This is a genomic window from Thiocapsa marina 5811 (assembly GCF_000223985.1).
Lineage (GTDB): Bacteria > Pseudomonadota > Gammaproteobacteria > Chromatiales > Chromatiaceae > Thiocapsa > Thiocapsa marina.
In genome coordinates, this window is the sequence record NZ_AFWV01000011.1 from 83,340 (window position 1) to 107,490 (window position 24,151).

A 24,151-nucleotide genomic window follows, 5' to 3' on the forward strand; every position below is an offset into this window, starting at 1 on the left:
CTTCGACCTTCATCGCGCTATCCTTTAGACCTAATTGACCGATCGCAATGTTCCGGGCTTGGCCGGGACCCCTGCAAAGAACAAGACGCTATGAGCCAGATGCAACGACGGGGCTTGCCCCACGCCTCATTCCCCTCCGTCAAGGTCCTGGGTGCCTGCGCGATGCTTCTGACCCTTACGGGTTGCACCGAGCTGGCGCGATTCATCGGCAAGGCCGAGCCGAAGCCGGAGGAGCCGGTCGTCGCCGAGCAGCCGACACCTGCGCAGACGGAGGAGCGCGTCGAAGGCCCCGTCGAGAAGCCGAAACCCTCCAAGCTCTACGAGTGGAACGGCGACGGGCGCAAGGTCTCGCGCATCGTCATCGATACGGATAAGCAGCGGGCAAGCTTCTTTGTCGGCGAGGACGAGATCGGCTGGAGCACCATCGCCAGCGGTCTGCCCAAGCATCCGACCCCGACCGGCCGATTCGCCGTCATGGAAAAGGTCGAGAACAAGCGCTCGAACCTCTACGGCAAGGTCGTGAAGAACGGCAAGGTCGTCCGCTCGAACGCCAAGGCGGGCCGCGATCCGATCCCCTCGGGCGCAAGCTTCGAGGGCGCACGCATGCCCTATTTCATGCGCCTGACCTACGACGGGATCGGTCTGCATGCCGGGCCCATACCGCGTCCCGGACAACCCGCCTCGCACGGCTGCATCCGTCTGCCGAGCACGCTCGCCCCGGTGCTTTTCAAACACGTCTCTCATGGAACCGAGGTCACCATCGTCGGATCCGGCCCGAGCTACGGCAACTACGTCGAAAAACAGCGCATCGCCGCCGCGCGCGCCAAACGCGAGGCCGAAAAGCAGCGTATCGCCCAGGCCAATGCGGCGGCCGCGAACCCGGGCGCCGATGCCGCGCCGGCCGCTGCGAGCGCGACGCCGCGCCCGCCAGCCGATTCACGCCCCGCCCAGCAGGCTGCGACGACCGCACCCGACGAGCCGCCAACCGTTTCCGACACAAGTGAGACGGCGACCGATCCGGCGACCGCACCAACGGCGTCGACACCGGAGTCATCGACCGCGGCGGCCGCGCCTCCGAGATCAAGCCCGACGTCCGACGCCACGCCGAGCGAGGTCGCACCGACGGCACCGGTCACTGCCGCACCTACTGCGCCGATTGCGTCGCCCGCGAACGCACCCCGAACCGTCGCGGAGCCGGCTGGAGCACCCGATCAGGCAGAATCACAACCCCGGCCGACTGAACCGCCCGAAACCAAGACAACGACGATTGCGGAAACGGCCGGGCCGGCCGATGACACCGCCCCGCCGTCTCCTTCATCGGCGCCGACAGCGACGCAGACACCGGCAGCCCCCGCGTCGGATCCAGCACCGGCGGCCGAGGCACAGCAGAGTCCGCCCTCGACCGGCAGCGAAGCCTCGCAGGCCCCCGCGCCCGCGGCTGCGCCACCGGCAGCGCCGCCGGCCCAAGCGCAGCAGGCGCCGGCTGCCGCGGCAGAGGGGAGCGAGGGTTGAGTCTCGGTCCGGATGAATTCGACCTCGACCCGACCCTCTGCCACCTGAACCACGCGGCCGTCGGACCTTGGCCGCGGCGCGCCGCCGAAGCAGTATCGCGATTTTCAGAGGAGAACAGTCGCCTCGGATCGCTGCACTATCCACGGTGGCTCGCGACCGAACATCGTCTGCGCGAGCGCCTGGCGAGGCTCGTCGGAGCGGACTCGGCGACGGACATCGCGTTGGCGAAGAATACCTCCGAGGCACTCTCGATCATCGCCTACGGCCTGACATGGCAACCCGGCGACGAGATCGTGGGTATCGCGCAGGAGTTCCCGTCCAACCGGGTCGTCTGGGAGTCTCTGGCGACTCGCGGCGTGGCCTGGAAGGCGCTCGACCTGGATGGATCCGCCGATCCCGAGACCGACCTCTTCGCACTCTGCACCCCGCGCACCCGAATGATCGCAGTGAGTTGGGTGCAATACGCGCGTGGCCTGCGGTTGGACCTGGCGCGTATCGGCGCCTTTTGCCGCGCCAACGGCATCCTCTTCTGTGTCGACGCCATCCAGGGCCTCGGCGCCCTGCCCTTCGACCTCTCGCGCGCCGATGTGGATTTCGTCGTGGCCGACGGACACAAATGGATGCTGGGTCCGGAAGGTCTCGCCCTGCTCTACGTTCGCCCCTCGCTGCGGCACACGCTGGTCCTGCACCAGTTCGGATGGCACATGCTCGAGCACTCGGGGAATTTCGACCGGCGGGACTGGGAGCCCGCCGAGGACGCAAGGCGCTTCGAGTGCGGCAGTCCGAACCTCCTCGGCGTCCATGCGCTCGAGGCGAGTCTCGCGGTGATCGAAGAGGTCGGCATCGAGCAGGTCTGGCGCGAGCTTCAGCTGCGCACCGCACATCTGATCGAGGGAATCGATCGGCACGGGCTCGAGCTCTTGTCCCCTCGCTCGACCGAACGTCGCGCGGGCATCGTCACCTTTCGAGTCCCCGGGAGACCCGCGGCCGAGATCTACCCCGAGCTGATGCAGCGCCGGGTCTTGTGCGCACAACGCGGCGGCGGAATTCGCTTCTCACCGCACTTCTACACCCCCTTCGAGGTCATCGACCGAGCGCTCGGCGAGGTCCTCTCCCTTGCGGCGCACTAGGCCGCGTTCGCCTTGGGTTTGATCTCGGCGGGCGGCAGAAAGACCGTACCCTTGCCGAAGCGGTTGATCGCCGTGTCTCGGACCCATTCCGGAGCATCGGCATAAAACCTGATGTACGTGAAACCGCAGTCGCCGCGCGACATCGATGCGATCCAGCCCTCCAATTCGCCTTCTTCGATCATCGTCCTGCCCTCCAAACCGAACCTTCGACAACCCGACACACCTCGACAACCCTCCTTCGGCACGGTGGCCACGCTCGCGCCTTCGCCCCGACACCCTCAGCGACGCTGCATGAGAAGCATATAGTTCACGCCCATCCAGCGGGTGACGCCAAACCTTCGATTGAACGGATTCACCCGGACACCGGTGCGGTCTTTGACCTGGAAGTCATCACCTAAGAAGGCCTCGACCTCGCCTGGAGGAACCAGCTTGCGATAGTGGTGCGTGCCTTTGGGCAGCCAGCGCAGCACATACTCCGCACCGAAAATCGCCACGATCAAGGCCGCGATCGTTCGATTGATCGAGGCGATAAACATCACCCCGCCCGGTCGAACCAGACGACCGCAGTCGGCAAGAAACTCGGGCAGATGCTCCACATGCTCGATCACCTCCATGTTCAGCACGGCGTCGAACTGCTCGCCGGCGCGCACCAAATCCTCTGCGGTGCCCAGGCGATAATCGATCTCCAGACCGCTCCACTGGGCGTGGATCTGCGCCACCCGAACGTTCTTCTCGGTAATCTCCACGCCCGTGACAGAGGCACCGAGTCGCGCGATCGACTCGCTGAGGATCCCGCCTCCGCATCCGATATCCAGAACCTTCAACCCTTCAAACGGGCGCTCGGCCCGCGGATCCCGCCCGAACGCTGCGGCAAGGTGTCTGCGAATATAGTCGACCCGAAAGGCGTTGAGACGGTGCAAGGGCCAGAACGGACCCTCGGAATCCCACCAACGGTGTGCGAGTCGCTCGAAATAGGCGACCTCCTCCGGATCGATCGTGGGCGCGCTTAAATGCACGACGCTCATTGGCCTGCTCCTGATGATCTGCGGTTCAGGTGCGAGATCGTGGTGAGCGTGCGGGATTCCAACGGCACGCTATCCGCCGCAGCGTTCGGTGACGGCACCGGCAGCGCCGGTTGAAAGGGTTCCAGTACCCCGTTGCAGCCCTTGGAAATAGGATCCACTATTCCCCGCGGCCTGTGCCTTGCCCTGGCGCCTTTGGGTGGCTCTGAGCATGCAAAATAAGGTGGAACGGTGTACTAGGACCCGCGGTCGCTGCGCATCGCCGTCTTCAAGACGGCGATGCGTGCCGCTCGGATGTGCTCCGGGATGAAGCGCGGCTCGCGTGCGGCTCGCGCGACGGCACCGACGTCCACCGCCGCGACGGCGGCCTGCAACCGACGCAGGGTCTCGCCCTGCGGATAATCGCGGTCGGCATAGCCGGTTCGGCCTCGATAATCGGCCTCGCAGGCCGTCAGCATCCGGTGGAAGCGCTCCGGCCGGCGGAAGGCGTCGGCGCCTTCCAGGAGATCGAGGATGGTCGTCGCCCGCAGCTCGTCGACCTTGTGGACGAGGCCGTGGTAGCGCGCCGTGATGCGGGCGAGCTCGCGAAAGCGCACCGGGACACGCAGACGCTCGCACACCGCCTCGAGCAGATCGACACTGCGTTCCTCATGACCTCGGTGGCTCGGCAGGATCTCGGTCGGCGTGGTCCCCTTGCCCAAGTCGTGGCAGAGCGCAGCGAAGCGCACGCCGAGATCGGGGGACAGCCGCGCGGCCATGTCGATCACCAGCATGACGTGCACGCCGGTGTCGACCTCCGGGTGCCATTTGGCCGGTTGGGGTACGCCCCAGAGCCGATCGACCTCGGGAAGCAACCGGACCAGTGCGCCGCAGTCGCGCAAAACCTCGAAGAACCGCGAGGGTCGATCCTCGCAGAGTGCACGCGCCAGCTCCTGCCAGACGCGCTCGGGGACGAGCGCATCGACCTCCCCGGCCGCAACCATCTCGCGCATCAAATCCATGGTCTCGGGCGCGATGCGGAAACCGAGGTCGTCGAAGCGGGCCGCGAAGCGGGCGAGACGCAGGATCCGGACCGGGTCCTCCGCGAAGGCGGGGGAGACATGCCGCAAGACGCGCGCCTGGAGGTCCGCAAGCCCTCCGTAGGGATCGATCAGGACACCGGAGGGATCCTCGGCAAGCGCATTGATGGTGAGATCCCGGCGCTGCAGGTCCTCCTCGAGCGTGATCTCCGGGTCCGCGTGCACCGCAAAGCCATGATAACCGGGCGCGGTCTTGCGCTCGGTGCGCGCCAAGGCGTACTCGTCCTTGGTCTGTGGATGAAGAAAGACCGGGAAGTCCTTGCCGACCTGCTGGAAACCGCGGGACAGAAGCTCATCGGGTGTGGCGCCGACCACGACGAAATCGCGCTCGCTGACCGCGCGCCCGAGCAGACGGTCGCGCACGGCGCCGCCGACCAGATAGGTTCTCAGACCATCGGTTGCGCTCACGGGGAGGATCCGGCGCGCGAGAACGCATCGGCGACGAAGCAAAGGCCCGCCCGGGGGCGGCGCCAGTCTCTAGCGGGAGTCGCGATCGGCATGGAGAGCCTCTTCTCTGCGGTCTGTCCGGTCGCGGGATTATACCGGGCAGAGGCTTGCAGGTAGAATTCACGGACCGTTTCATCACTCGAGACCCGAAGACCATGCGACTGTTTGGATATCTGATCCTGTTCGCGCTGATCGGCTACGGCATCTGGCCCTATTTCACGGTCTTCCGTCTCGACGAGGCGATCAATCAAGAGGGCACGGCTCAGCTCGCCACCATGGTGGATCTGCCGGCGATTCGCGCGAATTACAAGGAACGCGTCACCGCGGACGTGGGCGGCATTCTCCCCTCCGCAGATCCGGACAGCGTCATGGGTTGGATCCGTCAAAACGTCGACCGCCTCGGCGACTCGGCGCTCGAGCAGGCGATCACCCTGCCCTGGGTGCGCGACACGCTGCGCGGCGCGGTCACGCGAGCCACCGGCCAGAGTCCGCCCTACCTGCTCGGCGGAATCGACTTCGCCTTTTTCGAGTCCTACAACCGCTTCCTGATCCGCATCGGCGATTTGGGCCGCTCGCCGACCCATGTTCGGATGACGTTGCAGGGCACGGACTGGAAGATCACCGACATCATCGACTGAGTCGGCGCAGCCGCCTCGTCGGCCGCAATCCGTGGCGGCGGGATCGGTCCTAGACGGTGCCGCCCCGGCCGGCCGGTTTCACGAGCTTGCGGTGGTCGATCAGCAGGAGTCGGCAGCTCGGACATCGCCACGCCATGTTGGCCGCCGGCCGAAGTGACAAGCTGATGGTGTTGGGCAGGGCGCTGCCGATATGCGCGAAGGTTCCGGGCGGTCCCTTCCCGCGCGATGACCAGATCGCACCCTTGCCGAGCATGACCCAGCCGGCCTCCATCGCGGTGCCGCAGTCAGGGCAGGCGTAGCGACGTCCCGACCAGAGCTCGGCGGTTGCGGGGATCTCGAACGCCTTGCCTTGCAGATGGCGTACGATCGCCCAGAGGGCCAGCAAGGCCGCGATGGCGGCGCTTGCGCCGATCAAGATTGCCGAATTTGCCGACATCGCTCGGTCTACCTCATGCCACCCGATTTCACCTGGCGACCGCCCCTCGGCAGCGGCGCGCATCGCTCATTCAAGTCTTTTTTGTAGGATCGGCCGGCGCTGTTGGACAAACGCAGCGCAGTCCATCCGCGCCGGCGCAGGGATTGGTGGACTTCGCTCTCGCTCGTCCACCCTACCCGTCCGATCAGCGCAACGGCGAGGTTGGAGCGCGACCGTGGCTTCGATCGGCGTCGACCATCCCGTCCAGGTAACGCCCGATCAGCTCGGCCGTCAAGACCTCCGCCGGGGCGTCGCCGCCGATCGCGAGCTTGCCGGTCAGCGCCAGAACGGTGATCCCGTGGACCCCGCCCCAGAGCGACTGGGCCGAGCGGCGTACCTCCGCCGGACTCGCCCGCGGATTCAAGGCCGCAATGGACTCCGCGACCTGGAGGAAGAACGCCTCGATCTTGCGCACGAGCGGTTCGGGCAGATCACTGCCGGGCGCGCGGGTGTGCTCGAAGATCAGGCGCCAGCGGGTCGGGTGCGCGGACGCGAACGCCAGGTAGGCCCGTCCCATCGCCAAGAGGGATGCGCGCGGCTCGGAGACCTCGGCAAGCGCCGCGGCGATGTGCTCGCGTAGCTCGTCGAGGGTCCGTTCGTTGACCTGCAGGATCAGGTCCTCGCGATTCCGAAAGACGAAATAGAGGCTGCCGACCGTGTAACCGATACGCCCGGCCACCGCACGGGTCGTCAACCGCTCCGGCCCCTCCTCCTCGAGCAGGGCGACGGCCGCATCGAGCGCCATCGCCGCCAGCTCGTCCTTGGTGTGCTCGCCGCGTCTGCCCATGGGGTTGTCTCCGGTCTTGGTTCGTGGTGTAGGGAGCTTCCTGCCTCCTGCTTCCTGCTTCCTGCCAGCAATCAGCTATCAGTGTGGGCGTCCTCAGATGCAGAGGAACCCAACGCAACAAGGCTATCGCTTATCCCGCTGTTAAGCACTTGAGGCTGGCGGCTGGCGGCTGGCGGCCAACCTAACCCCGAGCGCGAAAAATAATATTTGAACACCGCTTAATTTTCGACTATATAAATAAACGACGTTCAAATAGGTCGGCCGAGCCGGCCTTTTCGAGACGTCTCAATTGAACACTGTTCAGAATTCGGAGGTTTTCCATGTACCGCACATCCCGCCTGTTGAGATCCGTCGGCCGGACGCTGGCCGTCCTCTTGCTCACAACATCGGTCGGTCAGGCCGCGGGGCTCTTGACCCCGAGCGACGGCTCCCTGCCCGCGCTCTCGATCCGCGATCATCAGGTCGACGTCCTGGTGCAGGACGGTTACGCCGTCACAACCGTCGAGCAGGTCTTCCACAACCCGCATGACAGGGACCTCGAGGCGACCTACTCCTTCCCGGTGCCCGAGCACGGCACGGTGGCCGAGCTCACGGTCTGGATCGACGGCAAGCCCGTGAGCGGCGAGGTGCTTGCGAAGGAGCGCGCCGAGGAGGTCTACCAAAGCGAGCGCGCCGCCGGACGAGACGCGGGCATCGCCGTCAAGGACGCCTACCGGACCTTCGATATCCGTGTCGCCCCGGTGCGGGCCGTTCAGGACACACGTGTGCGCTTCGTCTATCTGCAACCGATCGGGATCGATCACGGGATCGGGCGCTATGTCTATCCGCTCGAAGAAGGCGGTGTGGACGAGGCCAAGCTCGCCTTCTGGACGGCGAGCACCGAGGTGCAGGATCGCTTCCGCTTCGATCTGCGCCTGCGCTCGGGCTATCCGGTCGAGGCGGTGCGGATGCCGAACGCAAGCAATGCACGGATCGAGAAGCTCGACGCGCAGCGCTGGGACCTGCGCCTGAGCAACGCCGTCCTGGATGCCGTGACCGAACCGGCCGATCCCGGCGAGCCGACTGCGGAGAACGAACCCGGCACGCCCGGCGCAGCCACCCAGCCCTATCGCCTGGACAAAGACTTGGTCGTTTACTGGCGCCTCGCACAGGATCTTCCCGGCAGCCTCGATCTCGTGACCTACAAACCGGACCCCGCCGGCCGCGGCACCTTCCTGCTGACCCTCACCCCGGGCGATGACCTTCAGCCGATCAGTCAAGGCACGGATTGGGTCTTCGTGCTCGATCTCTCCGGCTCGATGCAGGGCAAGTACGGAACCCTTGCCGAAGGGATCAGGCAGGCGCTCGGCAAGCTCCGGCCCGAGGACCGCTTTCGCATCGTCACATTCAACAACAGCGCACGCGAGCTGACCCGCGGCTATGTCCCCGCAACGGCCGAGGGCGTGCTCGAATGGGCGGATCGGGTCGCCGCCGAACAGCCGAACGGCGGCACCGATCTCTACTCCGGCCTCCAGCTCGGTCTGGATCGGGTCGACGCCGACCGCACGAGCGGCATCATCCTGGTGACCGACGGTGTCGCGAACGTCGGCGAGACCGAGCAGCGCAGCTTCCTCCGCCTGATCGAGCAGAAGGACGTGCGGCTCTTCACCTTCATCATGGGCAACAGCGCCAACCGGCCGCTCTTGGAGGCACTCACGCAGGCGTCCGACGGCTTCGCCCGCTCCGTCTCCAACGCCGACGACATCGTCGGCGAGATCCTCGCCGCATCGAGCAAGCTGACCCATGCCGCCCTGCACGGCATCCGAGTCGAGATCGACGGGGTGCGCACGACGGATCTCACCCCGAGCAAGCCCGGATCCCTCTATCGCGGCCAGCAGTTGATGTTGCTCGGCCATTATTGGGGCGACGGCGAGGCCACACTGACCCTGAGCGGTCGCCTCTCGGGCGCCGAGACCCAATACCGCGGGCGCTTCGCCTTCCCGGCCCGGTCGACCGCAAACCCGGAGCTGGAGCGCCTCTGGGCCTATGACCGAATCCGCGAGATGGAGCACGAGATCGAGACCTTCGGCCCGGACGCCGACATGGAGGACGCCGTCCGCGACCTGGGCGTCGCCTACGGACTGGTCACCGACCGCACCAGCATGGTGGTCCTGCGCGAAGAGGTCTTCGAGCAGCTCGGCATCGAGCGCCTGAACGCGACCCGCAGCGATCTGGAGCGAGCCGCTCGCGAGCAGCGCACCCATCAGGTTCCGACAAGCCCGCGGGTCGACCAGACCGAGCCCATGTTCACGGGCAATCGCGCGACCCATGCCGGCGGCGGATCGGGAGGCGGTGCCGGCGCACTCTCCCCGTGGGAGGTCGCGTTCATGCTCCTCGGTGTCGCCGCGATCCTCCTGATCCGCGCTCGAACCGGTCGGCGCGTCGCCCCGTAGGTCGGATAAGCGCAGCGCAATCCGACATCCCCCGTGCAACGTCGGGTTGCGACGCGCGTCAGGCCATTGCGCCAAAGGAAAGCGCCGTGCCACGCGCGCCCAACCCGACCTACGGAGCCTCGGAGCCGTTCCATGACGACCAACATGCCCTGGACACTCGCCCTCGCCCTCGCGGCGGCCGGCGTCTATCTGATCCTCGGACCGGTTCCGGACGAACTGATCCTCGACCGATCGATACCGCTCGCGACCGAGCCCTGGCGTGCCTTCTCGGCCCATCTCGCGCACAGCGACCCGTCTCATCTCATCCTGGATGTCGCCGGTCTACTGCTGGTTGGCTGGCTTTACGAGCCGGCACTGCGAGGCCGGATGACCGCGCTCCTGTTGCTCGGCATGCCGAGCATCCTCGGAGCGGTCATGCTGCTGGAGCCCCGCGTCGTCGCCTATTGCGGTCTCTCCGGCATCGTCAATCTGATCGTGGGGGCCGGCTTGGCTGCGGCCTGGAGGGCCGAGCCGCGCGACCCGCTCCCGATCCTCTTCGCCCTCGCGGTCGCGGCCAAGATCCTGCTGGAGTCTCTCACGGGTCAGGCCGTCTTCAGCGACACCGTCTGGACGCCGGTGCACAGTGCCCATGCGGCCGGCTTTCTGATCGGGGTCATGTTTGAAACGGCCAGAACGACTAAGATTGGCGGCATCGCCAATCCACAAGGGGACACCTCGATGACGTCGAGCAGCGGTCCGCGTCACGCCAAGACCGGCAAGCCCATCGACAGTGCCAAGCTCGACCGCGTCGTCGCCGATGCCCGCAAGGCCAGCGACGAGCGCGCCGCCGGCTACCGGGAGCAAGCACTGAAACTCTACGACTGGGTCTGCGGGCGTTGCGCACGCACCTTCACCCGCGAGAACCTGCGCGAGCTCACCGTCCATCACAAGGACATGAATCACGACAACAACCCGCCCGACGGCAGCAACTGGGAGCTGCTCTGCGTCTACTGTCACGACAACGAGCATCAGAAGTACGAAGAGCACCTCGCCGCGCTCGCCGGCGGCCGAGTCGCCAAGCCGGGCGTCGCCGGAAAGCAGACGACACACAACCCCTTCGAAGGGCTGGCCGATCTCCTGAAGAAAGACAGCTGAACCGCGTCATGCGTGATCCGTGAGGTCTCGGGCGAGAGCGAAGTCAGCGAAACCGGCGAGCGCAGGAGCGGACGCGGTTTAGGTTTTTCATTGATCGATCGTGTCGGCGTGCGTATGCGCAGGTCGCTATACCGATGCCAAGCGCGCCGCTCGCTCGAAGGCACGCGTGATCGAGAACCCCTGTTCGACGGCGACGAGCTGGTGACATCTCGAAAGCCGATTACACTTGAAGAGTGTCTTCAATGACCTAAACCGCGTCGACTCCGACGCGCCCCCATGCGCGCCGGACCGGCCAAAAAGCTGCGCCGGCCCACGCCACTCCGGGACGCGGTTTAGGTTTAGCTACAGCCAGCGAGGTTTGCGATGGACACCCACGACTATCAACGCCTGTTGCTCGCGGTGGATTTCGAGAAGGAAAGCGAGCCGGTCGTCGCACGCGCGCAGCAGCTCAAGGGGTTGCTGGGGGCACGGCTTTTCCTGTTGCATGTCGTCGAGCACATTCCGCCGACGATGGAGTATATGCCGGTCGGTTATGCCGGCGACGTCGCTGTCCCGGAGAACCTGGAACTGGAAGAAGAGCTGCTGGCGATCGCCCGGCGCGAGATCGATGCGCTGGGCGAGCGCATGGATGTACCGATCGCGGACCGGCTGGTTCGGGTCGGTCCGACCGGGCGCACCATCGACGAGGTTGCCGGCGAGCTCGATATCGACCTCGTCGTTATCGGCAGCCGCGGACGGCATGGGTTCTTGGGGCTCTTCGGCTCCACGGCGCGCTCGGTTCTGCGCAACCCGACCTGCGACGTGCTGTGCGTGAAGATCGACGAGGCCGACTAAACCGCGGCCCCGGGGGTCTTCGTGATTGCCTTGGGTGAGTCGGGCCTCGGGCGAGACCTGCGCCCTCGGCGCCGCCGCGGTTTAGGAGTCGGGGAGATTCAGACGCGTCGACAAGCTACCGGACTCCGGGCGGTTCGCCCCTCGGTCCTCGGTGTTGAGGTCGGGGAGATGATTGCCCCTGCGATTGTTTGAACGGCTCCCTTCAGGTCGGCATCCACGCGGCGGCGAGTGCCATGAGGACGCCGGCCATCGCTCCGGCGATCAGGTCGTCGAGCATAATCCCGAGCCCGCCGGGCACCTGACGGTCAGCCACACTCACCGGCCAGGGTTTCCAGATATCGAAGAGTCGAAAGAGGACAAAGCCGGCGAGGATCCAGAGCCATCCGGCCGGTGCGGCGACCATGGTCAGGAGGAAGCCGACCCACTCGTCCCAAACGATCGCAGAGGGGTCTTTGGAGCCCAGCTCGCGTGCCGTGCGCTCGCAGGCCCAGATCCCGATGACGCTGAAAATGACCAGCAGGCCGACATAGAGCGGCCAGGCGAGCGGACTCAGGAGCAAATACAGCGGGATCGCGGCAAGCGTGCCCGCTGTTCCGGGCGCACGCGGCGCCAATCCCGATCCGAAACCGAAGGCGATCCAATGATGGATGCGCCGCGGATTAAAGCCGGACTTGAACCGGCTTTGGGGCATGCCGTCAGGTGTTGTTCGCGAAGTGGTCATAGCCGGTTCTCGACAAGCGCATCGGGGCACCGTCCGGCCCCTTCAGGATCAACCCCGGCTCTGCGTGGATGCGCCCGACAGCGGTCAGGGCGCAGCCAAGCCCAGCCGCCATCGATGCGATCAGCCCCGACCGCTCGGACGGCGCGCAGAAGCAGAGCTCGTAGTCGTCTCCGCTCGACAGCGGGAGCGACCAATCGCCATCGGATGCGATCCGGCTCGCCACGGCGGGAGACAGGGGCAGGGACGTAAACTCGAGCTCGGCGCCGACACCGGAAGCCGCGAGGATGTGGCCGAGGTCCGCGGCCAGACCGTCCGAAAGGTCGATCATGGCCGTGGCGATCCCGCGCAATGCCGAGCCGAGCTCGACGCGCGGGACGGGGCGTTCCAGCCGTGTCCGCAATGCCGGATCGACCGGGCGCCCCTCGCGTATGAGTCCGAGCGCGAGCCCGGCATCGCCCAGCGTCCCGCTGACCCACAGGATGTCGCCGGGGCGGGCACCGTCGCGCCGCACGGCCGCTCCGGCGCGCACCAGACCATGGACCTGGACGGTCACGCTCAGGGGACCGCGGGTGGTATCGCCGCCCACCAAACGCATCCCGTAGGTTCGAGCCAGGTCGCCGAAGCCGCGCGCGAATGCAGCGAGCCACGCGTCGTCGCGCTCGGGCAGGGTCAGGGCCAGCGTCGCCCAAGCGGGTGCCGCGCCCATCGCCGCCAGGTCGCTGAGCCCGACGGCCAGGGATTTGTGTCCGAGGCCCTCCGCATCGCAGTCGTGAAAGAAATGGGTCCCGGCAACCAGGGTGTCGATGCTGACCGCCATGGCGACATCGGCAGGGATCTCGAGCAAGGCACAGTCGTCGCCGACGCCGAGCAGGACATCGGCACGGGACGCGCCGAGATCGGCGAAGAAGCGGCCGATCAGATCGAACTCGGATCGCGATCCTTTAGCCATCGGCAGACTCCGCGGGTCCGGCCGGCGCGGCCTCGCCCGACGGTGCTCGACACACGATCGGATCAGCCTGCAAATCCGCTCGCGACCCCGAGAAGCCCTGCGTCGCCACGCGCCCTAGACCGGCCGACCCGATATCGCCGCGTGCGCACGCGCGACCTTGTCGAGCACGCCGTTGACGTACTTGTGCCCTTCGTGGGCGCCGAGCAGCTTGGTCAGCTCGACCGCCTCGTTGATGGCGACACGATCGGGGATGGAGTCGGAGAAGAGGATCTCGAAGGCACCCAGACGCAGGATCGCGAGCTCCACCGGGTCGACCTGGCTGATGGGTCGGTCGAGGACGCGGTCAAGCTCGGTATCGATCTCCGTGACATGGATCGGAACGCCGGTGAGCAGTTGATCCAACAGCTCCATGTTGAAGTTGAAGCGCTCTTTGGCATCGGGCGGTGCGGCGTCGTCCTCGGCGCCGTTCAACGACCCGGCGACGGCATCGAGCCACTCGGGGTCATCGAGGAGATGACGCTTGATCTCCATCGGGTCTTCGCCGGTCAGCCGCCATTGATAGAGCGCCAAGGCGGCGTAGCGGCGTGACTGGCTGCGCGGATTGATCGTCATCAATCGATCTGCCGCAAGAGGTCGACCATCTCGATGGCGGACATGGCGGCCTCGGCACCCTTGTTGCCGGCCTTGGTGCCCGCGCGCTCGATCGCCTGCTCGATGGTGTCGACGGTCAGGACGCCGAAGGCCACCGGAACGGCATATTTAAGGCTGACCTGCGCCATGCCCTTGACGCATTCGCCTGCGACATACTCGAAGTGCGGCGTGCCGCCGCGGATCACGGCACCGAGCGCCAGGATGGCGTCGAAGTTGCCTTTCGCGGCGATGCGCTCGATGGTCACGGGCATCTCGAAGGCGCCGGGCACACGTACGATCGTCAGCGCCTCATCCGTTGCGCCGTGGCGCTTGAGGGTGTCCAAGGCGCCTTTTTCGAGCGCCTCCACCACGAAACTGTTCCAGCGCGACACCACCAGGCAGAAGCGCGCATTGTCGGCGCGCATGGCGCCCTCGATCGTCTTGATACTCATGGGTTGGCTCGTCTCGATTCAAACCGCAAAGGTTCAGGTTGCTGGACCGCTCGCCGACTTCCCGCCGGTATACTCCACGACCTCCAGATCGAAGCCCGAGATGGCATGCATCGCCTTGGGCGCACTCATGACACGCATCTTGCGCACACCGATATCCGAGAGGATCTGGGCGCCGATCCCGTAGGTCCGCAGGGCATTGCGATCCTGGCGGCGTGCGGGCACCACGTCGTCTTCGTCGTGAAGCTGAAAGTCCTTCAGACGCGCCAGCAGGTCGGCGGCGCTGTCGCGGTTGCGCAGCACCACGATCACGCCCTCGCCCTCGGCCGCGACCTGTCGCATGACGTCCTGCAGAGGCCAGCCGCAGGCGTTGTGACGCGTGCCGAAGAGGTCGCAAAGGGTATTTTGAAGGTGCACCCGGACCAGGGTCGGGCGTTCCGGACTGATCTCGCCGAGGGTCAAGGCGAGATGGATCTCGTTGTCGATACTATCCCTGTAGGCCACCAGGCGGAAGATCCCGTGATCCGTGCGCAGCTCGCACTCGCACTCGCGCAGGACCGCCTTCTCGTGGCGAACCCGATAGTGGATGAGGTCCGCGATGGTGCCGATCTTCAGCCCGTGGATCTCGGCAAAGGCCTCGAGATCCGGACGACGCGCCATCGAGCCGTCCTCGTTGAGGATCTCGACGATCACCGCGGCGGGACTGTAGCCGGCAAGCCGGGCCAGATCGCATCCGGCCTCGGTATGACCGGCACGCACCAAGACCCCGCCGGGTTGGGCCATGAGCGGGAAGATGTGTCCGGGTTGGACCAGATCCTTCGGCTGCGCATCCGGCGCGACCGCGGCTTGGATGGTCGTGGCCCGGTCGGCTGCCGAGATGCCGGTCGTCACGCCGCGCGCCGCCTCGATGGAGACGGTGAAGGCGGTCGAGTGGGCGGCCTGGTTATCGCTCACCATCATGGGCAGGCGCAGACGCTCGCAGTGCTCCTTGCTGAGGGTCAGACAGATGAGACCACGCCCGTATTTGGCCATGAAGTTCACGGCCTCCGGGGTCACGCGATCGGCCGCCATGAGCAGATCGCCCTCGTTCTCGCGATCCTCGTCGTCCATGATCACGACCATCCGCCCCGCACGGAGCTCCTCGATGATCTCTTCGGTACTGTGGAGGCCTGAATTACCCATGGCTCAAATATCGTCCGAGCGAAAGCCCGCTAGTTTAACAAAGTCGGATCTAAACCGCGTCCGGAGCGATATGCGTCGTTTTCATTGTGCGTTTGGCTTCGGAGATATCCTCGATCCCGGTGCGACGCGGTTTAGAGAAGCGGTCGACGCCCCCCTCTCGGTCAGGGTTCGGACCCTGAGGCCGCTTTCGAAGGGCGATCATCCATCGCCGGGGCTCGCAAAACCATGCTGCGCGAGAAACCCCATGGTGAGTCCAGACTTCGCCCGAGCACTCTCGGCGGCGGCATCGCCCAGCAACAACCGCTCCAGATAGCGCGCGATCAGGTCCACCTCGAGGTTGACCGGGGTGCCGCTGCGGTAGCCGCCGATAATGGTCTCCTCGAGCGTATGAGGCACGATGTTGAGCTCGAAGACGGCGCCGTCCACCTGATTGACCGTCAGGCTGGTGCCGTCCACGCAGATGGAGCCCTTCGGCGCGATATAGCGGGCCAGCTCCGCCGGGGCCTGGATACGCAGCCGCCAGGATCGCGCATCCTCGCGCTGCTCGATGATCTGCCCGACACCGTCGACATGACCGCTGACCAGGTGCCCCCCGAGCGGGGTCGCCAAGGTGAGGGCCGGCTCCAAATTGACCCGGCTGCCGGGCGTGAGTGTGCCGAGCGTCGTGAGGGACAGGGTCTCGCGCGAGACATCCGCGGAGAAGCCGTGCGCATGGAGCTCGACGGCGGTCAGACAGACGCCGCTGACCGCGATGCTGTCACCGAGCGCCGCGTGCGAAAGATCGAGCTTCCCGGCATCGATCGACAGGCGCACGTCGCCGCCGCGCGGCTCGAGCCGCTGGATGCGGCCGATGGATTGGATGATTCCGGTGAACATGGTGAGTGGTACGTGGTGAGTGGTGAGTGGTGAGTGGTGAGTGGTGAGTGGTGAGTGGTGAGTGGTGAGTGGTGAGGCTAAGCAACCGCGTCACTAACAAGTGATCCATCTTAGCCCCTCTCCCCTCGCGGGAGAGGGGTTGGGGAGAGGGGGAGAATGAACCGGAATGGCTAAAGTTGTTTCTGAGCCGTTACTAACCCGTTTCGCGCGCTTTCGGTCGGCTCGGGGCGCGCCGTGATGCGAAGATCTCGACCGACGGAGCGGACGTCGACGATCGCGAGCGGGATGCGATCGCGCATCCGATCGAGTCCGGGCAGGCTGAACAGGCCCCGTCCTGAATCGCCCATGAGGTGCGGGGCCAGATAGACCAGGATCTCGTCGACCAGACCCGCCGAGACGGCGGCCCCGGCAAGGGTCGGCCCGGTCTCCAGGAGCACCTCGTTGATCTCGCGCCGGCCCAGCTCCTTCAGAAGCGCATCGAGATCGACCTGCGCCGAGTCCCCGGGGCACAGATAGAGCTCGGCACCCGCGCTCCGCAGCTCGGCCATCCGCCCGAGGTCGTCGACCGCACCCACGATCAGGGTCGTCCCGGGCAGGGTCAGGATGCGGGCGCCGGGCGGCGTGCGCCAGCGGCTGTCGAGGACGACTCGCAGGGGCTGGCGAATCACCTCGCCGGGACCCATCCCGGGCAAATCCTCCGCACCGATACGGACATTCAGACTCGGATCGTCAGCCAGCAGGGTGCCGATCCCGGTGAGGATCGCGGAGCTGCCTGCGCGCAGACGCTGCACGTCGCGGCGCGCCGCCTCGCCGGTGATCCACTGACTCTCGCCGCTCGCCATCGCGGTCCGCCCGTCCAGGCTCGCCGCAAGCTTACAGCGCACATAAGGGCGGCCCTGCTCCATCCGGGTGATGAAACCCGGATTGAGCGCACGCGCCGCGGTCTCGAGCAGCCCGGTCTCGACCGTCACGCCGGCCTCGGCCAACAGTCGCAAACCACGCCCGGCGACCAGCGGATTCGGGTCGACCATCGCGCAGACGACCCGCGCGACCCCCGCCTCCAGCAGACCGTCCGTGCAGGGCGGCGTGCGGCCCTGATGGCAACAGGGCTCGAGCGTCACGTAGGCGGTCGCGCCGCGGGCACGCTCGCCGGCCTCGGTGAGCGCATGTCGCTCGGCGTGCGGCTCGCCGGCGCGCCGGTGCCAGCCCTCTCCGACGATGTGGCCGTCGCGAACGATCACGCAGCCGACACGTGGGTTGGGGTCGGTCGTGAAACGCCCGAGCTCGGCGAGCTGAACGGCGCGCGCCATGTAGGCATGATCGGAGCGCGGCGCCGGGGCGCCGCCGGGCTCGGCCCGGGACCGGGACGTCAAGGCTTGAGCTCCAGCTCCTGGAGCAGATCCAACTGCTGACGCTTCGCCTCGGGCGTGGGCTGCTGCTCGAGCCGCTCGATCTCTTCACGGAAGGCGGCAACGTCCTCGAACTTGCGGTATACCGAGGCGAAGCGCACGTAGGCGACCTGATCGAGCTGGCGCAGCTCCTCCATCACCAGCTCGCCGATGCGCAGGGCCGGGACCTCGCTCTCGCCGCTGGACATCAGCTTACGCTGGATCCGCCACATGGCGCTGTCGATCTCGTCCGTGCTCACCGGCCGCTTCTCGAGCGCCCGCATCATCCCGGAGCGCAGCTTGCGCCCGTCGAAGGGCGCACGGCTGCCGTCGCGTTTCACGACCCGGGGTAGATTCAGCTCGGCCGTCTCGAAGGTCGTGAAGCGCTCGTGACAGACCACACACTTGCGCCGCCGCCGCACCTGATCACCCTCACCGGAAAGACGCGAGTCCACCACCTTGGTGTCTTGGGCGCCGCAGAAGGGGCAGCGCATTCAACGCTCGTAGACGGGAAAGCGTTTGCAGAGCGCCAGCACCTTGGTCTTGACCGCATCGATGGTGGCTTGATCGCCGCGCGCATCGATCAGATCGCACATCCAGCCGGCCAGATCGCGCGCCTCGTCGGTCCCGAAACCGCGCGTCGTGATCGCCGGGGTGCCGACACGGATGCCGCTGGTGACGAAGGGCGATTGCGGATCGTTGGGCACTGCGTTCTTATTGACCGTGATGTTGGCCGCGCCCAGCCAGGCGTCGACGTCCTTGCCGGTCAGACCCTGCTCGATAAAGCTGACCAGGAACAGATGATCGTTCGTGCCGCCCGAGACCACATCGTAGCCGCGCGAGAGAAAGACCTCGGCCATCGTCTGGGCGTTCAACAGGACCTGCTGCTGGTAGGCCTTGAAGCCGGGCTCCAACGCCTCCTTGAAGGCCACCGCCTTCGCGGCGATCACGTGCATCAGGGGGCCGCCCTGGGTACCCGGGAAGACCAGCGAGTTGAACTTCTTTTCAAGCTCCGGGTTGGCCTTCGCGAGGATCAAGCCGCCGCGCGGACCCCTCAGGGTCTTGTGGGTGGTGGTCGTGGTGACGTCGGCGATCTGCACCGGGCTCGGGTAGACGCCGGCGGCGACCAGACCGGCCACGTGTGCCATGTCGACCATCAGGTAGGCACCCACGGCATCGGCGATGGTGCGAAACCGCGCCCAGTCGACGATCCGCGAATAGGCCGAGAAGCCGGCGATGATCATCTTCGGGCGGTGCTCCCGGGCCAGACGCTCGACCTCGGCGTAATCGATCTCGCCCGTCGCGGGATCCAGCCCGTACTGGACCGCGTTGTAGATCTTGCCCGAGAAGTTCGGCTTGGCACCGTGGGTGAGGTGGCCGCCGTGCGCAAGGCTCATGCCGAGGACCGTGTCGCCGGGCTCGCACAGGGCCATGAAGACCGCCGCGTTGGCCTGCGAGCCGGAATGCGGCTGGACGTTGGCATAGTCGGCACCGAACAGCTGCTTGGCGCGATCGATCGCCAACCGCTCGGCCACGTCGACATGCTCGCAACCGCCGTAGTAGCGCTTGCCGGGATAACCCTCGGCATATTTGTTGGTCAGGACGCTGCCCTGAGCCGCCATCACGCGCGGGCTGGCGTAGTTCTCCGAGGCGATGAGCTCGACGTGCTCTTCCTGACGACGCTCCTCGTCCTGGATTGCACCCCAGAGCTCAGGATCATAGTCGCTGATCTGCATGCTTTTCTCGAACATCGTTCATTCCCCCGGCGGCGCAAAGCCGCACAGTGTATCGAGTTTTCGGTGTCGCGTCGCTATCCGAACCGCCCAGATCCGTTGAAATGAGGGATGTCGTGAGGATCGGCAATCCCGCGGACGGTCGGATTCGAACGGAATCGGTCTCGCTCCGAGCAAAAACCGTTGCCGATCGAGATAAGGCGGAACCTGTGCCCCTCAAAGATGGCATGACTATAGATACGTCAAGTGAGGGCGGCAAATCCCACCGGGCCCGGAAGGGATCCCGGCCGCCGCGTCGGCTGGACGAACCATGCCCGGCATGCGAGATTTCGACAGTCTGACCCACGGGAGGATACGCGATGACGCCCGATGCCGATTACGACCGAGATTTTTATGCCTGGATCGCACGCAATGTGGCGCTGCTGCGCGCAGGCCGCGTCGCGGAGGTCGACGCGGAACATATTGCCGAGGAGCTCGAAAGCATGGGAAAGCGTGACCTGAGGCAGTTGCGGAGTCGCTTGCAGGTGCTGACCATGCACCTGCTGAAATGGCAATTCCAACCGGACCTTCGGAGTAAAAGCTGGCTCGCAACCATCGATCACCAGCGCGACGAGATCGAGTCGTTGCTGCTGGACAGCCCGAGCTTACGTTCGTCCTTGGACGATGCGCTGACAATGATCTATCCCAAGGCCGTCCGCGATGCCTCCCGCGAGTCCGGTCTGCACGAAACGGCCTTTCCGAACACCTGCCCCTACACGCTCGAAGAGATCCTTTCGCCCGGTTTTCTGCCCGAGAGCGGCCCAAGCTGATCCGACCGGGGGGCTTCGCGGTGTAGAATTGCCGCCCGATCAGACCGACATGGCGATCATAGACATGTCGACAGCACACCGCCGGGGCCGCAGACGATGACCGAAACCATCCACAACGTCGATCACGCCGAGATCAGCAAGTTCGAGGAGCTCGCCTCGCGCTGGTGGGATCCGCACAGCGAGTTCAAGGCGCTGCACGAGATCAACCCGTTGCGCCTGGACTATATCGAGCGCGCGGCGGGCGGACTGGACGGCAAGCGTGTCCTGGACGTCGGCTGCGGAGGCGGCATCCTCTCCGAGTCCATGGCGCTGCGCGGCGCCGAGGTGACCGGAATCGACATGGGCGCCATGCCGCTGCGCGTCGCCGAGCTTCACACGCTCGAAAGCGGCGTGGAGGTCAGCTACCGGCGCGTGCCGGTCGAGGTGCTCGCGGAGGAGCAGCCGGACAGCTTCGACCTGGTCACCTGCATGGAGATGCTCGAGCACGTCCCCAGCCCGGCCTCGATCGTCGATGCCTGCGCGCGTCTGGTGCGCCCGGGCGGGACGGTGGTCTTCTCGACCCTCAACCGCAACCCTAAGTCCTATCTCTTCGCCATCCTGGGCGCCGAGTACGTCATGGGACTCCTGCCCAAAGGCACGCACGACTACGCCCGCTTCATCCGTCCCTCCGAGCTACACGCCTGGATCCGCCCCACCGACCTGCGCACGACCGACATGACGGGCATGACCTACAACCCGCTCACCCAAACCTATCGACTCGACCCCGATGATCTCGACGTCAACTATCTCGTGACCTGCGTGCGCGATTCCGATTGATGCCCGGCTCGCAGGCGGCGACCGAGTGGGCCTTCCCGAATCCCGCGACCCCGCCCGGCTCGTCCGCGTATTACAGCGTGCGCTTTGCACCGGCCGGACTGCGCGATGATCTGGCCGTGTTGCTCGGCTGGCGTCATCTGGTGCGATCCGTCTTCGATGAGGTGTCGGACCGCGGTGTGGCGACACGCAAGCTCGAATGGTGGAGCAACGAGCTCGAGCGCATCGTCGCGGGCACGGGTCGGCATCCGCTGGGATTGCCGCTCGGTCGGCTGATCGCGCGGGCCGAGCTGCCGCGACAACCCTTCCTCGACATCATCCGGGGGACGGAGGCACTCCTGGCCGATCGGCGGGTGGAGGACGTCGCCGGACTCGCGGCCCTCGGCGACCTGGATCTCGGGGCGCTCTGCGAGCTGATCGCCCGCGTCCACGCCGCGTCCGCGCCGGCCGGTCTGAGCGCTGCCCGACGCGCCGGGAGCTATTGCGCACTGGTCGAGCTCGTTCGGGACAGCGGCCGCATGCTCCGCCGGGACCGCTGCGGCTTCCTGCCGGAGGATCGATTGCAGCGCAACGGGATAAGTCACACCGGACATGAACCGACCGAGATCCGCAAGCACCTCTCCCCGCTGCTCGCCGATCTCGCCGAGGATCTGGATCGCCATCGTGCCGACCTAAGCCATGACCTCCCTCGCCTGCCCGCCACGATCCGGATCCGCGTCCGTCTTGCGGATCGCCTGCTCGCCGAGCTCGCGGCCAGCGACTTCGAGGTTGCCGACCAGCGTATCGCCCTGACCCCGATCCGCAAGCTCTGGAACGCTTGGCGCGAGAGCCGGCTAAACCGCGCCCCGCGCGGTAAATCCTGTTTTTGATCGGGATCGGCCCCGGCGGACTTGACGACAGTCGGAGCCGGCGCGGTTTAGGAGACCCCAAAAAAGATTGATTTAAACCGCGTCCCCGCAAACATTTTTAGATGCACCGAACGTCGGGCTCACGCGACAACGCGCACATCGCTCAGGACGCGGTTTAATCGTCAATGCCGCTTCGCGCGATCGCGGCGATAATCCCGAATCTTTAAAATCGAGCAAGAGGCATTTCAACCCATGGACCAAGGACAACCCGACGCCGATCGACTGGACGGGCGTGTGATTCTGGTGACAGGCGCAGCCGAGGGCATCGGACGCGCCGTCGCGCTTGCCTGTGCCGCTGCCGGGGCGACCGTCGTCTTGTCGCAATCGAAGGAGTCGGATCTCGCCGAGGTCTACGACCGCATCGAAGCGGACGGCGGGCCCGAGCCGGCGATCCTGCCGCTCAACCCGGAGACCTCGACCGAGGACGACTTCCTCGCCGCCGCCACCGTCCTCGGCGACGCCTTCGGGCGTCTCGACGGACTCGCCCATTGCGCCTCCTACGCACCCTTCCTCAGCCGCATCGACGACTATGACGCGAGCGAATGGGATCGCGTGATCCGCATCAATCTCACCACGCCCTTCCTGCTCACGCAGGCCTGCATGCCCTTGCTGCGCGCCTCCGAGGACGCCTCGGTGGTCTTTACCTCCGACCGCGTCGGCCGTCAGGGATTGGCCTATTGGGGCGCATACGCCGCGGCCAAGTTCGGCATCGAGGGACTCATGCAGGTCCTGGCCGCGGAGATGCGCGAGAACGGGAAGATCCGGGCCAACAGCATCGACCCCGGCATCGTGCGAACCGCCTTGCGCGCCCGCTTGTATCCCGGCGAGAACTCGCTCAACAACCCCTTGCCCGAGACCATTACCGGGATCTACGTCCGCCTGCTCGGCCCGGGCGGACGGGGAACCAACGGGGCGGCGCTTCAGGCGCAAGCACCGGTTTGAGGCTCGCGTGCCCGAACGCCGCCGATGCGTAAGCCATGACCGCTGACCTGGATCAAGCCCTCGAACGGCTTCAGGCCGCCGGGCTGTACCGACGCCGCCGCGTGCAGGACCGCCCGCAGCAACCGGAGGCCCTCGTGGACGGCCGTCCCATGCTGAGCTTCTGCAGCAACGACTATCTGGGCCTCGCCAATCACCCCGAGGTCATCGCGGCATTGCAACGAGGCGCGGAACATTGGGGCGTCGGCAGCGGTGCCGCCCACCTGGTGAACGGACACAGCGCCGCCCATCATGCCTTGGAAGAGGAGCTGGCCGACTTCACAAGGCGACCCCGCGCGCTCCTCTTCTCGACCGGCTACATGGCGAACCTCGGGATCATCTCGGCGCTGACCGGGCGCGGCGACACACTCTGGCAGGACCGGCTCAACCACGCCTCGCTGCTCGACGGCGCCCTCCTCTCGCGCGCCGCGTTACGCCGCTATCCGCATGCCGATGCGGCCGAGCTCGGCCGCCTGATCGGCGAGCAAGACACGCGCATGATCGCCACCGACGGCGTCTTCAGCATGGACGGCGATCTCGCGCCCCTGCCTGCGCTCGCCTTGATTGCTCGACACGCGGGCGCCTGGCTCCTGGTCGACGATGCCCACGGGCTCGGGGTGCTTGGCCGCGAAGGACGCGGAACACTCGATCATTTCGGGCTCGACGCCGAGCAGGTACCGATTCTAATGGGCACGCTGGGCAAGGCGTTCGGCACCTTCGGCGCCTTCGTGGCCGGCTCCGAGACCCTGATCGAGACCCTGATCCAGCGTGCGAGAAGCTACATCTACACCACGGCGACGCCCCCGGCCCTTGCCGAGGCGACGCGCACGAGCCTCGCGCTGGCACGCCGCGAGGACTGGCGACGCGAGCACCTGCAGGCCCTGATCGCCCGATTCCGTGCGGGAGCGAACCAGCTCGGCCTTCCGTTGTCCGAATCGCCGACGCCCATTCAGCCTCTGATCGCCGGAAGCAGCCACCAGGCACTGGCCTGGGCGGCAGAACTGGAGACCCGGGGGATCCTCGTCGGCGCCATCCGCCCGCCGACCGTCCCCGAGGGGAGCGCACGTCTGCGGGTCTGTCTTTCGGCCGCCCACACAGAGACCATGGTCGACCGGCTGCTCGACGCCCTCGGAGCCCTGAGACCCGAGACGCCGAATGCATCACCCTGAGAAGAGCGGTTGAACCGCAAAGGTGCGCGAACCCATCGCTCGGACGAGCGTCGCGA

25 protein-coding genes and 1 pseudogene are annotated in these 24,151 nt (G+C 66.3%); 12 read left to right on the forward strand and 14 right to left on the reverse strand.

The features are described 5' to 3' along the window. Positions 1-90 precede the first annotated feature (90 nt). Positions 91-1,512 carry a L,D-transpeptidase family protein gene (locus THIMADRAFT_RS24895; RefSeq protein ID WP_007194201.1) on the forward strand — a complete coding sequence of 474 codons (1,422 nt, stop codon included), beginning with the start codon at positions 91-93 and terminating at the stop codon, positions 1,510-1,512. Continuing rightward, positions 1,509-2,642: an aminotransferase class V-fold PLP-dependent enzyme gene (locus tag THIMADRAFT_RS16440; RefSeq protein ID WP_007194202.1), complete on the forward strand. Its 1,134-nt coding sequence runs from the start codon at positions 1,509-1,511 to the stop codon at positions 2,640-2,642. Before THIMADRAFT_RS24895 ends, THIMADRAFT_RS16440 begins: the two co-directional genes overlap by 4 nt. Here the strand turns inward: THIMADRAFT_RS16440 and THIMADRAFT_RS16445 are convergent. From THIMADRAFT_RS16445 to THIMADRAFT_RS16455, 3 genes are all read right to left on the reverse strand, one after another. Continuing rightward, entirely contained in the window at positions 2,639-2,824 is a 186-nt protein-coding gene (locus tag THIMADRAFT_RS16445) for a hypothetical protein (protein ID WP_007194203.1), read from the reverse strand. The genes THIMADRAFT_RS16440 and THIMADRAFT_RS16445 overlap by 4 nt on opposite strands. 96 nt (positions 2,825-2,920) lie before the next feature. Further along, positions 2,921-3,667 carry a bifunctional 2-polyprenyl-6-hydroxyphenol methylase/3-demethylubiquinol 3-O-methyltransferase UbiG gene (gene ubiG, locus THIMADRAFT_RS16450; protein WP_007194204.1) on the reverse strand — a complete coding sequence of 249 codons (747 nt, stop codon included), beginning with the start codon at positions 3,665-3,667 and terminating at the stop codon, positions 2,921-2,923. Positions 3,668-3,900: 233 nt separating this feature from the next. Further along, on the reverse strand, positions 3,901-5,151 hold the full coding sequence (locus tag THIMADRAFT_RS16455; RefSeq protein WP_007194205.1) for a multifunctional CCA addition/repair protein: 1,251 nt from the start codon (positions 5,149-5,151) through the stop codon (positions 3,901-3,903). A 194-nt stretch (positions 5,152-5,345) separates the two neighbouring features. Between THIMADRAFT_RS16455 and THIMADRAFT_RS16460 the strand changes: the two genes are divergently transcribed. After that, positions 5,346-5,828, forward strand: a complete 483-nt coding sequence (locus THIMADRAFT_RS16460) for a DUF2939 domain-containing protein (protein ID WP_007194206.1) — start codon at positions 5,346-5,348, stop codon at positions 5,826-5,828. A gap of 49 nt (positions 5,829-5,877) precedes the next feature. Here the strand turns inward: THIMADRAFT_RS16460 and THIMADRAFT_RS16465 are convergent, their stop codons facing one another. Both THIMADRAFT_RS16465 and THIMADRAFT_RS16470 read right to left on the reverse strand, forming a co-directional pair. Beyond that, positions 5,878-6,264, reverse strand: coding sequence for a PF20097 family protein (locus THIMADRAFT_RS16465; protein WP_007194207.1), 387 nt, complete (start codon positions 6,262-6,264; stop codon positions 5,878-5,880). A 184-nt stretch (positions 6,265-6,448) separates the two neighbouring features. Continuing rightward, complete coding sequence (locus tag THIMADRAFT_RS16470; RefSeq protein WP_007194208.1) at positions 6,449-7,090, reverse strand: TetR/AcrR family transcriptional regulator; 642 nt, start codon at positions 7,088-7,090, stop codon at positions 6,449-6,451. Positions 7,091-7,410: 320 nt separating this feature from the next. Between THIMADRAFT_RS16470 and THIMADRAFT_RS16475 the strand changes: the two genes are divergently transcribed. The 4 genes and pseudogenes from THIMADRAFT_RS16475 (at position 7,411) to THIMADRAFT_RS16485 (ending at position 11,490) form a co-directional block, all read left to right on the forward strand. Further along, the gene (locus THIMADRAFT_RS16475) at positions 7,411-9,522 is read left to right on the forward strand and encodes a VIT and vWA domain-containing protein (protein ID WP_007194209.1); all 2,112 of its coding nucleotides are present in this window, start codon (positions 7,411-7,413) and stop codon (positions 9,520-9,522) included. Positions 9,523-9,666: 144 nt separating this feature from the next. After that, a pseudogene (gene rrtA / locus THIMADRAFT_RS28000) lies at positions 9,667-10,170 on the forward strand (rhombosortase); the annotation flags it as partial. A 69-nt stretch (positions 10,171-10,239) separates the two neighbouring features. Next, positions 10,240-10,656 (forward strand): YajD family HNH nuclease, encoded by a 417-nt coding sequence (locus THIMADRAFT_RS28005; RefSeq protein ID WP_050799604.1) that lies wholly within the window; start codon positions 10,240-10,242, stop codon positions 10,654-10,656. 363 nt (positions 10,657-11,019) lie between these two features. Further along, entirely contained in the window at positions 11,020-11,490 is a 471-nt protein-coding gene (locus tag THIMADRAFT_RS16485; protein ID WP_007194211.1) for a universal stress protein, read from the forward strand. 202 nt (positions 11,491-11,692) lie between these two features. On the opposite strand, the gene THIMADRAFT_RS16490 is transcribed toward THIMADRAFT_RS16485, so the two are convergent. From THIMADRAFT_RS16490 to glyA, 9 genes are all read right to left on the reverse strand, one after another. Then, positions 11,693-12,181, reverse strand: coding sequence for a phosphatidylglycerophosphatase A family protein (locus tag THIMADRAFT_RS16490; RefSeq protein WP_007194212.1), 489 nt, complete (start codon positions 12,179-12,181; stop codon positions 11,693-11,695). A gap of 4 nt (positions 12,182-12,185) precedes the next feature. Next, positions 12,186-13,160: a thiamine-phosphate kinase gene (thiL, locus tag THIMADRAFT_RS16495; RefSeq protein WP_007194213.1), complete on the reverse strand. Its 975-nt coding sequence runs from the start codon at positions 13,158-13,160 to the stop codon at positions 12,186-12,188. Between the two features lie 114 nt (positions 13,161-13,274). Further along, positions 13,275-13,772, reverse strand: coding sequence for a transcription antitermination factor NusB (nusB, locus tag THIMADRAFT_RS16500; RefSeq protein WP_007194214.1), 498 nt, complete (start codon positions 13,770-13,772; stop codon positions 13,275-13,277). Then, positions 13,772-14,242, reverse strand: a complete 471-nt coding sequence (gene ribH / locus THIMADRAFT_RS16505; protein WP_007194215.1) for a 6,7-dimethyl-8-ribityllumazine synthase — start codon at positions 14,240-14,242, stop codon at positions 13,772-13,774. Before ribH ends, nusB begins: the two co-directional genes overlap by 1 nt. Positions 14,243-14,275: 33 nt before the next feature. Then, complete coding sequence (gene ribBA / locus THIMADRAFT_RS16510; protein ID WP_007194216.1) at positions 14,276-15,421, reverse strand: bifunctional 3,4-dihydroxy-2-butanone-4-phosphate synthase/GTP cyclohydrolase II; 1,146 nt, start codon at positions 15,419-15,421, stop codon at positions 14,276-14,278. Positions 15,422-15,619: 198 nt separating this feature from the next. Beyond that, positions 15,620-16,297: a riboflavin synthase gene (locus THIMADRAFT_RS16515; RefSeq protein WP_007194218.1), complete on the reverse strand. Its 678-nt coding sequence runs from the start codon at positions 16,295-16,297 to the stop codon at positions 15,620-15,622. 170 nt (positions 16,298-16,467) lie between these two features. Further along, positions 16,468-17,670, reverse strand: a complete 1,203-nt coding sequence (gene ribD / locus THIMADRAFT_RS16520) for a bifunctional diaminohydroxyphosphoribosylaminopyrimidine deaminase/5-amino-6-(5-phosphoribosylamino)uracil reductase RibD (RefSeq protein WP_007194219.1) — start codon at positions 17,668-17,670, stop codon at positions 16,468-16,470. Next, the gene (gene nrdR / locus THIMADRAFT_RS16525) at positions 17,667-18,179 is read right to left on the reverse strand and encodes a transcriptional regulator NrdR (RefSeq protein WP_007194220.1); all 513 of its coding nucleotides are present in this window, start codon (positions 18,177-18,179) and stop codon (positions 17,667-17,669) included. The genes ribD and nrdR overlap by 4 nt, the downstream gene beginning before the upstream one ends. Next, a complete protein-coding gene (gene glyA, locus THIMADRAFT_RS16530) occupies positions 18,180-19,436 on the reverse strand; it encodes a serine hydroxymethyltransferase (protein WP_007194221.1) in 1,257 nt (418 codons plus the stop codon). It abuts the gene before it with no gap. 341 nt (positions 19,437-19,777) lie between these two features. On the opposite strand from glyA, the gene THIMADRAFT_RS16535 reads away from it, so the two are divergent. The 5 genes from THIMADRAFT_RS16535 (at position 19,778) to bioF (ending at position 24,095) form a co-directional block, all read left to right on the forward strand. Beyond that, the gene (locus THIMADRAFT_RS16535; protein WP_007194222.1) at positions 19,778-20,227 is read left to right on the forward strand and encodes a DUF29 domain-containing protein; all 450 of its coding nucleotides are present in this window, start codon (positions 19,778-19,780) and stop codon (positions 20,225-20,227) included. A 96-nt stretch (positions 20,228-20,323) separates the two neighbouring features. Beyond that, positions 20,324-21,043: a bifunctional 2-polyprenyl-6-hydroxyphenol methylase/3-demethylubiquinol 3-O-methyltransferase UbiG gene (gene ubiG, locus THIMADRAFT_RS16540; RefSeq protein ID WP_007194223.1), complete on the forward strand. Its 720-nt coding sequence runs from the start codon at positions 20,324-20,326 to the stop codon at positions 21,041-21,043. After that, positions 21,043-21,909 carry a squalene/phytoene synthase family protein gene (locus tag THIMADRAFT_RS24900; protein ID WP_007194224.1) on the forward strand — a complete coding sequence of 289 codons (867 nt, stop codon included), beginning with the start codon at positions 21,043-21,045 and terminating at the stop codon, positions 21,907-21,909. The genes ubiG (THIMADRAFT_RS16540) and THIMADRAFT_RS24900 overlap by 1 nt, the downstream gene beginning before the upstream one ends. 231 nt (positions 21,910-22,140) lie before the next feature. Next, entirely contained in the window at positions 22,141-22,890 is a 750-nt protein-coding gene (locus THIMADRAFT_RS16555) for an SDR family NAD(P)-dependent oxidoreductase (RefSeq protein ID WP_007194225.1), read from the forward strand. Positions 22,891-22,925: 35 nt separating this feature from the next. Next, complete coding sequence (bioF, locus tag THIMADRAFT_RS16560; RefSeq protein WP_007194226.1) at positions 22,926-24,095, forward strand: 8-amino-7-oxononanoate synthase; 1,170 nt, start codon at positions 22,926-22,928, stop codon at positions 24,093-24,095. The last annotated feature ends 56 nt before the right edge of the window (positions 24,096-24,151 follow it).